Origin of the sequence: Vogesella sp. AC12 (genome assembly GCF_024437575.1) — a bacterium.
Classification (GTDB): domain Bacteria; phylum Pseudomonadota; class Gammaproteobacteria; order Burkholderiales; family Chromobacteriaceae; genus Vogesella; species Vogesella indigofera.
This window is the reverse complement of sequence record NZ_JANFNU010000002.1, coordinates 373,969-386,222: the sequence shown is the minus strand read 5'-3', so window position 1 is coordinate 386,222 and position 12,254 is coordinate 373,969. Positions and strand designations below refer to the sequence as shown.

The 12,254-nt window shown below is 65.0% G+C and carries 16 protein-coding genes; 2 read left to right on the top strand and 14 right to left on the bottom strand.

Going from position 1 to position 12,254, the window contains the following annotated elements; translation table 11 throughout:
• Positions 1-100: 100 nt before the first annotated feature.
• From NOM55_RS05735 to NOM55_RS05700, 8 genes are all read right to left on the bottom strand, one after another.
• A complete protein-coding gene (locus NOM55_RS05735) occupies positions 101-1,015 on the bottom strand; it encodes a CobD/CbiB family protein (protein ID WP_047966820.1) in 915 nt (304 codons plus the stop codon).
• A 63-nt stretch (positions 1,016-1,078) separates the two neighbouring features.
• Positions 1,079-1,543, bottom strand: a complete 465-nt coding sequence (gene flgN / locus NOM55_RS05730) for a flagellar export chaperone FlgN (RefSeq protein WP_047966821.1) — start codon at positions 1,541-1,543, stop codon at positions 1,079-1,081.
• 15 nt (positions 1,544-1,558) lie between these two features.
• Positions 1,559-1,843 (bottom strand): flagellar biosynthesis anti-sigma factor FlgM, encoded by a 285-nt coding sequence (gene flgM, locus NOM55_RS05725; protein WP_047966822.1) that lies wholly within the window; start codon positions 1,841-1,843, stop codon positions 1,559-1,561.
• 75 nt (positions 1,844-1,918) lie between these two features.
• The gene (flgA, locus tag NOM55_RS05720; protein WP_255907836.1) at positions 1,919-2,599 is read right to left on the bottom strand and encodes a flagellar basal body P-ring formation chaperone FlgA; all 681 of its coding nucleotides are present in this window, start codon (positions 2,597-2,599) and stop codon (positions 1,919-1,921) included.
• A 146-nt stretch (positions 2,600-2,745) separates the two neighbouring features.
• On the bottom strand, positions 2,746-4,152 hold the full coding sequence (thrC, locus tag NOM55_RS05715; RefSeq protein WP_255907835.1) for a threonine synthase: 1,407 nt from the start codon (positions 4,150-4,152) through the stop codon (positions 2,746-2,748).
• 5 nt (positions 4,153-4,157) lie between these two features.
• Positions 4,158-4,502 carry a hypothetical protein gene (locus NOM55_RS05710; RefSeq protein WP_255907834.1) on the bottom strand — a complete coding sequence of 115 codons (345 nt, stop codon included), beginning with the start codon at positions 4,500-4,502 and terminating at the stop codon, positions 4,158-4,160.
• Positions 4,495-5,805: a homoserine dehydrogenase gene (locus tag NOM55_RS05705; protein ID WP_047966895.1), complete on the bottom strand. Its 1,311-nt coding sequence runs from the start codon at positions 5,803-5,805 to the stop codon at positions 4,495-4,497. The genes NOM55_RS05710 and NOM55_RS05705 overlap by 8 nt, the downstream gene beginning before the upstream one ends.
• 129 nt (positions 5,806-5,934) lie before the next feature.
• Positions 5,935-7,164, bottom strand: coding sequence for a pyridoxal phosphate-dependent aminotransferase (locus NOM55_RS05700; protein WP_255907833.1), 1,230 nt, complete (start codon positions 7,162-7,164; stop codon positions 5,935-5,937).
• A 139-nt stretch (positions 7,165-7,303) separates the two neighbouring features.
• Here NOM55_RS05700 and NOM55_RS05695 point away from each other — a divergent pair, with 139 nt between their 5' ends.
• Both NOM55_RS05695 and NOM55_RS05690 read left to right on the top strand, forming a co-directional pair.
• On the top strand, positions 7,304-7,672 hold the full coding sequence (locus tag NOM55_RS05695) for an Mth938-like domain-containing protein (protein ID WP_255907832.1): 369 nt from the start codon (positions 7,304-7,306) through the stop codon (positions 7,670-7,672).
• Complete coding sequence (locus NOM55_RS05690; RefSeq protein WP_255907831.1) at positions 7,672-8,013, top strand: GlpM family protein; 342 nt, start codon at positions 7,672-7,674, stop codon at positions 8,011-8,013. Before NOM55_RS05695 ends, NOM55_RS05690 begins: the two co-directional genes overlap by 1 nt.
• A gap of 47 nt (positions 8,014-8,060) precedes the next feature.
• On the opposite strand, the gene NOM55_RS05685 is transcribed toward NOM55_RS05690, so the two are convergent.
• The 6 genes from NOM55_RS05685 to ubiE all read right to left on the bottom strand — a co-directional run bounded on the left by NOM55_RS05685 (position 8,061) and on the right by ubiE (position 12,252).
• The gene (locus NOM55_RS05685; RefSeq protein WP_255907830.1) at positions 8,061-8,414 is read right to left on the bottom strand and encodes a carboxymuconolactone decarboxylase family protein; all 354 of its coding nucleotides are present in this window, start codon (positions 8,412-8,414) and stop codon (positions 8,061-8,063) included.
• A gap of 134 nt (positions 8,415-8,548) precedes the next feature.
• Complete coding sequence (gene ubiB / locus NOM55_RS05680; RefSeq protein ID WP_255907829.1) at positions 8,549-10,075, bottom strand: ubiquinone biosynthesis regulatory protein kinase UbiB; 1,527 nt, start codon at positions 10,073-10,075, stop codon at positions 8,549-8,551.
• An 11-nt stretch (positions 10,076-10,086) separates the two neighbouring features.
• On the bottom strand, positions 10,087-10,671 hold the full coding sequence (locus tag NOM55_RS05675) for an SCP2 domain-containing protein (RefSeq protein ID WP_238377292.1): 585 nt from the start codon (positions 10,669-10,671) through the stop codon (positions 10,087-10,089).
• A complete protein-coding gene (locus tag NOM55_RS05670) occupies positions 10,671-10,997 on the bottom strand; it encodes a multidrug efflux SMR transporter (protein ID WP_047966830.1) in 327 nt (108 codons plus the stop codon). The genes NOM55_RS05675 and NOM55_RS05670 overlap by 1 nt, the downstream gene beginning before the upstream one ends.
• Complete coding sequence (locus tag NOM55_RS05665) at positions 10,994-11,518, bottom strand: D-alanyl-D-alanine carboxypeptidase family protein (RefSeq protein ID WP_255907828.1); 525 nt, start codon at positions 11,516-11,518, stop codon at positions 10,994-10,996. The genes NOM55_RS05670 and NOM55_RS05665 overlap by 4 nt, the downstream gene beginning before the upstream one ends.
• Positions 11,518-12,252: a bifunctional demethylmenaquinone methyltransferase/2-methoxy-6-polyprenyl-1,4-benzoquinol methylase UbiE gene (gene ubiE / locus NOM55_RS05660; RefSeq protein ID WP_047966832.1), complete on the bottom strand. Its 735-nt coding sequence runs from the start codon at positions 12,250-12,252 to the stop codon at positions 11,518-11,520. Before ubiE ends, NOM55_RS05665 begins: the two co-directional genes overlap by 1 nt.
• Positions 12,253-12,254: the final 2 nt, after the last annotated feature.

Sequence of the window (12,254 nt, the reverse complement as noted above, 5' to 3'; positions counted from 1 at the left end):
CTCCATCAGGGCTGGCGCTGTGCTGCGCCCCGGCCCCTGTTCAATAATCAATTAAAAAGCGAAGCGCCGCCAACACTGGCGGCGCAGCAACAGGCTGTGTTCAGCCGAAGAATGAGATCACGCTGATCAGCAATACCACGAACAGCCACAGCAGCACGGTACGCCATACCAGGCCGACGGCGCTTTTCAGGTAGTTGGGATCGGCATCATCGCCGACACCCAGTTCTGGGCGGTATTTCACGGTGTAGTCCTGGCGCAGCGGATCGCCGAGCTTGACGCCCAGTGCGCCGGCCGCCGAGGCCAGCAGGATGCCGGTCGCGTAGTTGCCCCAGGTCTTGGCCTGCGAGCGCCAGCAGTACACCGCGTCCTCGAAATCGCCCATCACCGCAAAGCTGGCCGCGGTCAGACGCACCGGAATCCAGTCCAGCCATTCACCGGCACGGCGCGAGAAACGGCCGAACAGGTCGTCGTCGCGGGCGCCCCACTTCTGCGCCAGCATCTGCGTGGCACGGTACAGCACGGCACCGGCCGGACCGGGCAGCAGCACGAACCAGAACATGGTGCCGAACACGTGGCGGTAGCTGTCCAGCACGCCCTGCTCGATGGCCAGCCGCGAGACTTCCTCGATCGACAGCTCGGAGGTTGGCTGGTTGGTCCAGCGTGCCAGTTCCTTGCGTGCGTCAAAATCCCGCCCCTCGCCCAGTGCCAGCGCGATTTCGGAAAACGAGCCCGAGAAATGACGGAAGCCCATGGTCAGGTACAGCACCAGGATGTTCCACAGCAGGGCAAACAGCGGGCTGGCCTGGTACAGCGCGTAGTACACCGCCATCACCACCGCCACGACCGGCAGCACCGCCACCACCCAGGCCAGTACGCCGTGCCGGTTGTAGCCGGCATTCAGCGTGCGTTCCAGATGGTTGGCGTAACGGGTAAACACGCGCCATACCCGGTTGCGGTTACCCAGGGGGCGCAATTGTTCCAGAGCCAGTGCAACGATAAGGGAGATCAGGGTCATGAATTAACGCAGACGCAAGAGATGAACTCGCGAGGGAAGATAACACAAAAACAACAATCGCTGTCAGGCAGAACCCAGACGGCGCGACGCGGCCAGCGTGGCGGCGAAGTTGCCGTCGCGGCCGTAACCGTCGATGGCCTTGGCTTCCTCGCGCAGCGCGGTCAGCGCCTCGGTGGCAAAGGTCATCCGTTCCGCCGCCATCGCGGCATTGCTGTCGTTCAGCGCCTGCACCTTGGCCAGCTCGTGCTCCAGCGCCATCCAGGCTTGCTGCAGCGCCGGCTCGGCGGCGGACAACCACGAGAGGAAGGCGGTCTTGCCGTCCAGCTGGTGCGCGGCCAGCAGCGCAAGACGCTGCGCCTTGCTGTCCTGCAGCAGCTGCAGTTGCTGCTGCTTGCTGACGGCACAGGCATCCAGTTTCAGCGCGTCAAAACGCACGATCGCGCGCTGCTCTTCTTCCAGCAGCGACAATAGCGCATGCAGTGCCGCCGTTTCCTGCTGGCACTGCTGTAGGAACAGTTCGCTTGGCATCACGCGTTTCCGCTATCAGCCGGCCAGCAACTCGCGCGTGCTGGCGATCAGGCTGTCGGCAATGGCTTCCGGATTGATCTTGAATTCGCCGGCGGCAATGGCAGCCTTGATGGCGGCAACCTTGTCCGCATCGAAAGCCTCGGCCGCTTGCGCCGCCTTGGCAAGTCCCTGCGAGCTGATGGCTACGCTTTCGCTACGCGATGTGGCGCCTGACGCCGTGGTGGCCACGTCTTCCTTCTTGGCAGCACGTACCGGCGCGCCATAAGCCGCCGCTACCTTGCCCGAATTGTCGATTTTCATATGTCACCCGCCCGACAAAAAGTTTTGTAATCTGAAGTCATTATCGCCTGAAAATGCAAAAACTTGACTATTTTTTCAGGGCGCCGCGACCAGCACGCTCAGATCTTCCTGCACCACACCCGAGATCACCTTGCCGGACGGTACCCGCACATTCAGCCGTTCGCCGACGGCGGCATTGCCCAGCGCCACCGCATCACTGCCGATGGCGAAGCCGCTGCCCTGCACCAGTACCCGCACCGGCTGGTTGGTCTTGATCACCAGCGGCAGGCGTAGCTGGCTTTCGCGCAGCAGGCTGCCGGCCGGCAGGGTGCTGCGTAGCGCCTTGCCCACGATCAGCGCCGGATCGCGCACCGCCTGCAGCGCCAGTGCGCGGTTGCTGACCGGCATCAGCCTGATGTCGCCCGGCTGCAGCACCTCGCCGGCGCGCAACTGCCGGGTGGTGACGTAGCCGACGCTCAGCTGGCTGGCGGTCACCGGCAGCAGGATGCGCCAGCCCTGTCCGGCACAGGCCAGCTCCAGCGCCGTGAACGGCGGCTTCTGGCCGCCGGGCCAACCGGCCGTCGGCGGCTGCGCACAAGCGGGCAGCCGCAAGCGCGGATCGGCCTTGCCGGCCTGGTAGCGGAAGCCGTCACTACCGGCCTCGGCCTCGGCAAACGCCGTTGCCACCTGCTCCAGCTGGCGCAGATCCTGCACCCCGGCGGCGCTGGCAAACAGGCTGAGCAGCAGCAGGCCGTACAACAATGGATTTCGCATCATCCGCCCATTGTACCCGCGCCACCCGAGCATGCAAAAACGATTGCCGGCTAGCCCGATGTCCGCGCGGCTGAGAGCAGCGGCGCGCACCGGGCAACAAAAAGCCCCCGCCGTATGGCGGGGGCTGGATGCTTCGGGCGCAGCCGGAATCAGGCCAGCGTCTGCTCGATATAGGTCTTCACCGACGCGGCGTCGGCATCGAATACCGTCACCCGTTGCGGCAGGTCTTCCAGGCCTTCGAAGCCGTCCGGACGCGGGGCGTCGCGCCCCAGCGCCTCGTGGATGGTGTCGGCGAACTTGGCCGGCAGCGCCGTTTCCAGGCAGACGACGGTTTCGCCCGGCAGACGCACTTCACGTGCCACCTTGATGCCGTCGGCTGTGTGGGTGTCCACCACCACGCCGTCCTCGGCATCGACGGCGCGGATGGTGGCCAGGCGGTCGGCGTGCGTACTCTTGCCGGACACGAAGCCGAACTGCTCGCGCACCGCGCCAAGGTTGGCCGCAAGGTCGAAACCGTTGCCGCTGTCCACCTGCGCCCACAGCGCCTTGACCTGCGCGCCGTCACGGCCGACCAGATCGAAGATGAAACGCTCGAAGTTGGACGCCTTGGAGATGTCCATCGACGGGCTGGAGGTGACCCAGGTGTTGGCGGTGCCGCGCGGCGCGTACTTGCCGCTGCTGAAGAACTCGTCCAGCACGTCGTTTTCGTTGGTGGCCACGATCAGGCGCTGTACCGGCAGCCCCATCTGGCGCGCGATGTGACCGGCGCAGATGTTGCCGAAGTTGCCGGACGGCACGCAGAAGCTGACCTGTTCGTCGTTGCTGGCGGTGGCGTTGAAGTAGCCCTTGAAGTAGTACACCACCTGCGCCACGATGCGCGCCCAGTTGATGGAGTTGACGGTACCGACCTTGTACTTGGCCTTGAAGGCATGATCGTTCTGCACCGCCTTCACGATGTCCTGGCAATCGTCGAACATGCCACGGATGGCAATGTTGTGGATGTTGGCATCCTGCAGGCTGTACATCTGCGCGCGCTGGAACGGGCTCATCAGGCCGTCCGGGCTGAGCATGAACACGTTGATGTTCTGCTTGCCGCGCATCGCGTACTCGGCGGCGGAGCCGGTGTCGCCGGAAGTGGCGCCGAGGATGTTGAGCTGCTCGCCCTTTTTCGCCAGCACGTACTCGAACAGGTTGCCGAGGAACTGCATCGCCATATCCTTGAACGCCAGCGTCGGGCCGTTGGACAGTTCCAGGATCACCAGGCCGTCGTGAAGACGCTTCACCGGGGTGATCGCCGCGCTACCGTACACCTTGGCGGTGTAGGTGCGGTCGAGGATGTCCTTGAGGTCGGCGGCCGGAATGTCGGTGGCGAACAGGCTGATGATCTCGAAGGCGAGGTCGGCGTAGGACAGACCACGCCAGGCGTCCAGCTGTGCGCGGCTGATCTGCGGATAGCTTTCCGGCAGTGCCAGACCGCCGTCCGGGGCCAGCCCCATCAGGATGGTGTCGGAGAATTCAAGCGGCGCCATGCCGCCACGGGTGCTGATGTATCGCATGTTGTTTATTTAACCAGTTGATCCAGACATTGCAGTCCGACATTGAGCAGGCGCCGTTTCCACACCGGGTCCTGCGCCACGCCCTTGCCCTTGCTGACTGCATCCAGCAATTCGTCGTCGCTGAGGCCGCTGACGATGCGCTCGCCGGCGCAACCGCAGTAGGCGCTGGCCGCCGCCGGGCTGCTGAGCAGGCTTTTCAGCAGCGGCTCCTGCCCGGCCTTGGCCAGACAGGCGGAGGTCAGCAGCTGTATCACCGGCTGGCGCGGGATCGCGCCAGCGCTGCCACTGGCGCCGTTGCCGGCGCAAGCCAGCGCCGGCAGCAGCAACAGCAGCCAGCCACACTTAGCCATTCAACTCTTCCATGCGCAGGCGCACCACCTTGCCGGCGACGCTGTCCAGCGCCTCGATGGCGGCGATCGCCTTGTTGGCGGACTTCTCCACCACGCGGTGGGTCAGGATCACGATCTCGGCGGAACCGTCGGTGGCGGAGCCCTTCTGGATCAGCGCTTCGATCGAGATGTTGTTCTCCGCCAGCAGGCGGGTGATGTCGGCCATCACCCCGGCGCGGTCGGCGGCCTGGATGCGCAGGTAGTAGCTGCTGACCACTTCGCCCATCGGCAGGATCGGCAGGTTCTGCAGCTGGTCCGGCTGGAACGCGAGATGCGGCACGCGGTGTTCCGGATCGGAGGTCAACAGGCGCGCCACATCGACGATGTCGGCCACCACCGCCGACGCCGTCGGCAGCGCACCGGCGCCCGGGCCGTTGAACAGCGCCTGGCCGATGGCATCGCCACGCACCAGCACCGCGTTCATCACGCCGTTGACGTTGGCGATCAGCTGGTCTTCCGGGATCAGCGTCGGGTGCACGCGCAGCTCGACACCGGCGGCGGTGCGGCGGGTCAGGCCCAGCAGCTTGACGCGGTAACCCAGTTCTTCCGCGTACTGGATGTCCTTGCCTTCCAGCTGGCTGATGCCTTCCAGATAACAGTTGTCGAAGTTCATCGGGATGCCGAACGCGATCGCCGCCATGATGGTCAGCTTGTGACCGGCGTCGTGGCCTTCCACGTCGAAGGTCGGATCCGCTTCGGCATAGCCCAGCGCCTGCGCCTCTTTCAGCACGTCGCCGAAATCGGCGCCTTTTTCGCGCATTTCCGACAGGATGAAGTTGGAAGTGCCGTTGATGATGCCGGCCAGCCACTCGATTCGGTTGGCGGACAGGCCTTCACGCAGCGCCTTGATGATCGGGATGCCGCCGGCCACCGCGGCCTCGAACGCCACCATCACGCCCTTTTCCTGGGCGCGGGCAAAGATCTCGTTGCCGTGCATCGCCAAGAGCTTCTTGTTGGCGGTGACCACGTGCTTGCCGTTGTCGATGGCCTTGAGCACCAGCTCCTTGGCGATGGTGTCGCCGCCGATCAGCTCGACCACGATGTCGACTTCCGGATGGTTGACCACCTGGAAGGCATCATCGACCAGCGGCACGCCGTCGCCGACGACCTCGCGCGCGCGCGCCAGATCGCGGTTGGCAGCCATGAACAGGCGGATCTCGCGTCCGGCCCGGCGGCTGATCTCTTCCGCGTTGCGCTTCAATACGGTGGCGGTACCGCCACCGACTGTCCCCACTCCCATCAGACCAATGTTGATCGGTTTCATGCTGAACTCCAAAGTGTTATTGATTTGTCCCTGGCGCAAGGCGTCCAGTGCGGCCAACCTTGATTAGCCGTACTGGGCGTCCTGCCGCGTGCAAAAAAGGGGAGCCCGCGGCTCCCCTTTGCATCACGATCAGGCGGTACCGTGTTGTTTGCGGTAGTTTTCCAGAAAACGCGCGATACGGCCAATGGCCTCGGTCAGGTCGTCGCTATTAGGCAGGAATACCACGCGGAAGTGATCGGGGGCAACCCAGTTGAAGCCGCTGCCCTGCACCAGCAACACCCGCTCCTGCTGCAGCAGTTCCAGGATGAACTGCTGGTCGTCCTCGATCGGATACACCGCCGGGTCCAGCCGCGGGAACAGGTACAGCGCGCCCTGCGGCTTGACGCAAGTCACGCCGGGAATCGCGGTCAGCAGCTCCCAGGCCAGATCGCGCTGTCGCGCCAGGCGCCCGCCCGGCGCCACCAGATCGTCGATGCTCTGGTAGCCGCCCAGCGCGGTCTGGATCGCGTACTGCGCCGGCACGTTGGCGCACAGCCGCATTGAGGCCAGCATGTTGAGGCCCTCGATATAGTCCTTGGCGTGGCGCTTTTCGCCGGCGAGGATCATCCAGCCGGCACGGTAGCCACAGGCGCGGTAGTTCTTGGACAGGCCGTTGAAGGTGCACACCAGCAGGTCCGGCGCCAGCGAGGCGATGGAGGTGTGGGTGGCGCCGTCGTACAACACCTTGTCGTAGATTTCGTCGGCGTAGAGGATGAGACCGAACTCGCGGGCGACCTCGACCAGTTGCTGCAGGATGTGATCCGGGTACAGCGCGCCGGTCGGGTTGTTGGGGTTGATCACCACCAGCGCCTTGGTGCGCGGCGTGATCTTGGCGCGGATGTCGGCGATCGACGGCAGCCAGCCCTCGGCCTCGTCGCACAGGTAGTGCACCGGGCGGCCGCCGGCGAGGCTCACCGCAGCGGTCCACAGCGGATAGTCCGGCGCCGGCACCAGTACCTCGTCGCCGTTGTCGAGCAAGGCCTGCATCGCCATCACGATCAGCTCGGACACGCCGTTGCCGATGTAGATGTCTTCCATGCCGACGTTGGGAATATGCTTTTGCTGCGCATAGTGCATGATCGCCTTGCGCGCGGCGAACAGGCCCTTGGAATCACAATAGCCGGACGCATTCTGCAAATTGGCGATCACGTCTTCGATGATCTCGTCCGGGGCGAAAAAGCCGAATGGCGCCGGATTGCCGATATTGAGCTTGATGATGCGATGACCTTCTTCTTCCATGCGCTTGGCGTGCTCAAGCACCGGGCCGCGAATGTCATAGCAGACGTTGGCAAGTTTTTGTGATTTCTGGATAGGCTGCATGGGCACTGTTACCACTGGCTGGGGGTCGGTTCACGATATGTCGCAAGCGCAATGCAGGGCATGCACCGCTTGCGGGCAAGGTATAATCCTATCCCAATACGTGGTGCACTGCACCAGCTTCTCACGCCAGGATGACATCATGAAACTTCACGAAGCCAACACCGCCGGATCCAACCTGTTCACCGCCTCCGGCGCCGGCCATGTCGAGATCAACAAGGTGCGCCACGAGGGCAGCCTGATCGTCACCGCCGACAGCATCACGCCGTGGCGCCCGGCCCGCTTCGAGGATTTCAGCGACGCCGACTTTGCCGCGGTGCTGGCCAAGCAGCCGGAACTGGTGCTGCTGGGTACCGGCAGCAAGCTGCGTTTTCCGCACCCGAAGCTGTACGCGGCGCTGACCAATGCCGGCATCGGTGTCGAGGTGATGGACACCGCCGCGCTGTGCCGTACCTATAACATCCTGCTGGCCGAAGGCCGCGGCGTGGTCGCCGCGCTGCTGCAGGACTGATGCTGGCGCTGTTCGCCAAGTGCAGCCTCGGCGCACTGGCGGTCCTGCTGATCGCGCTGCTGTCGCAGTCGCGCGCCTTTTATATTGCCGGCCTGGTGCCGCTGTTTCCCACCTTCGCGCTGATCGCGCACTACATCGTCGGCAGCGAGCGCGACGCACAGGCCCTGCAGCGCACCGCGCTGTTCGGGCTGTGGTCGCTGCTGCCCTACGCGCTGTACCTGCTGGCGGTGTACTGGCTCAGCACCCGCACCGCGCTGGTGCCGACGCTACTGCTGGCCACCCTCGCCTGGCTGCTGGCCGCCGCCCTGCTGCTGTGGGGCTGGACTCGGCTGATGAGCTGAAGCCCGCAAGCTTGGCCGCAAGCCAGCCTGCCACCCCGTCACCATTGTCAGCTGGCGCGTTCGCCGCCGAAGCTCTCGTAGGCCAGCAGCGCCTCCGCCGCCGTCATCAGCGACGGCCCGCCCCCCATGTACACCGCCACCTGCAGCATCTCCATGAATTGCGCGCGCGTGCAGCCCAGCTCCACCAGCGCCTTGCCGTGAAAGGCGAGGCAGCCTTGGCAGCGGCCGGCGATGCCAATGGCCAGCGCGATCAGCTCCTTGGTCTTGTTGTCGAGTGCCCCGTCGCTGTGCGCGCTTTTGCTCATCTGGCCGAAGCCGCGCATGGTGTCCGGCATTTCCTTGCGGAATTCGGCCAGCTTGGCCGACAGCGCGGCGGTCAGCTCCTGATAGTTGTGACTCATACTTGCCCTCTTACGATTAAATAATTTACGTTATATATTTTTATATATTTAATTCGCAAGGTCAAGCCTGCGGCCAACGTTGGCCGCAAAAAAGCCGCCCGCAGGCGGCTTATATATAGACGCGACGGATCGTGTTACAGCCAGTCGCGCAGCAGCAGTGCGGCGAGCAGCAGCGCGATCAGCTTCAGCATGAAATTCTGCGTTTTCTGCTCGCGCATCAGCTGGATGTAGCCCTGCACCGCCAGCTCGCTACCCTTGCCGGACAGCGCCTCGTTCAGCTTGCGCGGGATCGCCGGCAGCGTGGTCGCCCACTCCGGCGCCTCGTTCTTCAGCGTGCGCAGCAGGCCGCGCCAGCCGATCTGCTCGTTCATCCACTTGGTGAGGAACGGTTTGGCGGTATCCCACAGGTCGAGATCGGGATCGAGCTGGCGACCGAGGCCCTCGATGTTGAGCAGCGTCTTCTGCAGCAGCACCAGCTGCGGCTGGATCTCGACGTTGAAGCGGCGGCTGGTCTCGAACAGGCGCAAGAGCACCAGGCCGAAGGAGATCTGCGACAAGGGCTTGTCGAAGATCGGCTCGCACACCGTGCGCACCGCCGCTTCCAGTTCCTCGGCGCGGGTGTCTTTCGGCACCCAGCCGGATTCGATGTGCGCGGTGGCGACGCGGTGGTAGTCACGGTTGAAGAAGGCGAGGAAGTTCACCGCCAGGTAGTGCTTGTCGGACTCGGTGAGGCTGCCGACGATGCCGAAATCGAGCGCGATATAGCGGCCGTCGTCGGCGACGAAAATATTGCCGGGGTGCATGTCGGCGTGGAAGAAGCCGTGGCGGAACACCTGGGTGAAGAAGATCTCGACGCCGAAGCGGCTGAGTTTTTTCAGGTCGACGCCGGCGGCGCGCAGGCGCTCGATCTGCCCCACCGGAATGCCGTCCATCCACTCCAGCGTCAGCACCTCGCGCGCCGAGTAGTCGTAGAACACCTCCGGCACCAGCAGCATGTCGGAGCCGGTGAAATTGCGGCGCAACTGGCTGGCGTTACCGGCCTCGTGCATCAGGTCCAGCTCGTCGTGCAGGTGGCGGTCGAATTCGGCCACCACTTCCAGCGGTTTCAGCCGCTTGCCGTCCGGCAGAAAGCGCTCTACCAGCCGCGCCAGCAGCCGCATCAGCGCCAGGTCCTGCTCAATCACCGGCAGGATGCCCGGACGCAGCACCTTCACCGCCACCGCGCGCCCCGGCTTGCCGTCCGTTCCGTGCAGCCGCGCGCGGTGCACCTGCGCCACCGAGGCACTGGCCACCGGCACGTCGTCGAATTCGGCGTACAGCGCCGCCACCGGCTGGCCCAGATTGCGCTCGATCACCTGGTGCGAGATGGCGCCGTCGAAGGCCTGCACATTGTCCTGCAGATGGGCCAGCGCGTCGGCGTACGCCTCCGGCAGCAGGTCACGGCGGGTAGACAACACCTGGCCGAACTTGACGAAGATCGGCCCCAGCGCTTCCAGCGCCAGCCGCACCCGCTGCGGCAACGGCGCCGACAGATCGCGCGGCAGCGGCGTCAGCTGGCACAGGCGGTGGATGAAACCGACGCGCGCGCGGCCGGCAAAGAATTCGTCGAGACCGAAACGGTAAAAGGTGGCAACGATTTTGCTAAAACGGGCAATGCGCATGATGAGGGAGGTCAGTTCCGGTTGCTGGCTTGCGCCAGGGCTTCGAGATGGGCGAGGCGTTTTTCCAGCCGCTCGGCGTCGTCGCGCAGGGTATCCACCGCGCGCACGAACTGCTCGACGCTATCCTTGCGCGCCAGCAGCGGGCTTTCCTCGCGCAGGTGTTCCAGCCAGTTGTCCAGCAGGCGGCCGCCGATCTCGCCCTTGATGCCGAACAGGCCGCGGGCAAAGCCCTGCAGCCGCTGCGCGGCGATGTCGCCGACCACGCGCGACAGGTCTTCGGTGGCGTCCCACTTCAGCTGGCGCACGATGCGGCCAACGTTGGCCGCCAGTTCGGTATCGCCTTCCAGCAGCACGTCGGCCAGGTCCGGCGCGCGGCCGGACAGCTGCGCCAGCGCCACGCCGTGTTTCAGGCGCAGGGTGGCTTCGGCGCCGCCCTCGCACACCGCCAGCCAGCCCTCTTCGGTGACCACGCCGTGCACGTCCAGCGGCGGCAGCACGATGCCGATGCGGCGCCCGGCGAACTGCGCCAGCTCGGCACGCTGCGCCGGATGCTGGTTCAGCAGATGATTGAAAGCCGCCACGCGGATACGCATCATTAATGTCCTTTGCCCGACAAACTCAACAAGATGGTGCCGATCATGATCGCCAGCAGCCCGGCGATACGCAGCGGCGACAGGCTCTCGCCGAACAGCAGCACGCCCACCGTCGCCACAACCGCGATGCCGACCCCGCACCAGATCGCGTACACCACGCCGAGATCGAGCCTGAGCAGCACTTGCGACAGCAGCCAGAACGAGGCGATGTAGCCGAGCACCACCAGCAGCGACGGCAGCGGTTTGGTGAAACCGGCGGCCAGCTTCAGCGAGCTGGTGGCGATCACCTCGGTGCCGATCGCCAGCGCCAGCATCAGCCACGGATTCATGTCGTCACCTGCTGGTAGCACCAGTGCCACGGCTCGTACAGATAGCCGCAGGCGTTGTCGCGCGGGAAGCTCAGCACGAAGCCGAAGCGGCCGGCATTGGCCTGCAGCCAGGCGAAGGCCGGCGTCTGCTCGAATGCTTCTTCCAGCGCCGGCGAATCCGGGGTGCCGATATCGACGGCGCGGCCGGTATGATGCTCGCTGAAACCGGGCGCGGCGCTGACCTGCAGGATGGCGTCCAGGCTCTGACCACGCGCCAGCTTGGCGGCGACGATCTCGTGCTGGCGCGCGATGCTGCGATAGGCCGACACCAGCTGCAATGTCACCCCGTCCGCGGCAGCGGCGTCGCGCATCGCCAGCCACGCGCCGGCGGCTGCCGGCGTCAGTTCGAACTCGCGGCCGCTGGCATTGCGCTCCGCCACCACCAGCGTGTCCGCCTCGGCGAACGGCACCAGGCCGCGTGCGGCCAACGTTTGCACGTCGATGCCGAGGGTGGCGTTGAGGGCGGCCAGCTCGTCCGGCATCAGAACTTCACGCCCTTGTGCAGCGCGACCACGCCGCCGGTCATGTTGTGGTAGTCGACGCGGCCGAAGCCGGCGTCCAGCATCATCTGCTTCAGTGTTTCCTGGTCCGGGTGCATGCGGATGGATTCGGCCAGGTACTGGTAGCTGTCGGCATCGCCGGCCACCAGCTTGCCCATCACCGGCAGCGCCTTGAAGGAATAGAAGTCGTAAAACGGCGACAGCGGCTTCCACACCTTGGAGAATTCCAGCACGAACAGCTTGCCGCCCGGCTTCAGCACGCGGCACATTTCCTTCAGCGCCGCATCCTTGTGCGTCATGTTGCGCAGGCCGAAGGCCACCGACACCGCGTTGAAATAGTTGTCGGGGAACGGCAGCTTCTCGGCGTCGGCCAGCGACACCGGCAGGATCATGCCCTCGTCCAGCAGCCGGTCGCGGCCGACGGTCAGCATCGAGCTGTTGATGTCGGTCAGCCACACTTCGCCGCTCTTGCCGACACGCTTGGCCCAGCCGCGGGCGAGATCGCCGGTACCGCCGGCGATGTCCAGCACCTTGTCACCGGCGCGCACGCCGGAGGTGGTCAGCGTGAAGTGCTTCCACACCCGGTGCAGGCCACCGGACATCAGGTCGTTCATCACGTCGTACTTCTGTGCCACCGAGTGGAACACCTCGGCGACCTTGTCCGCCTTTTCGCTCTCGTCGACGGTCTTGAAACCAAAGTGCGTCTGCTTGTCCATGT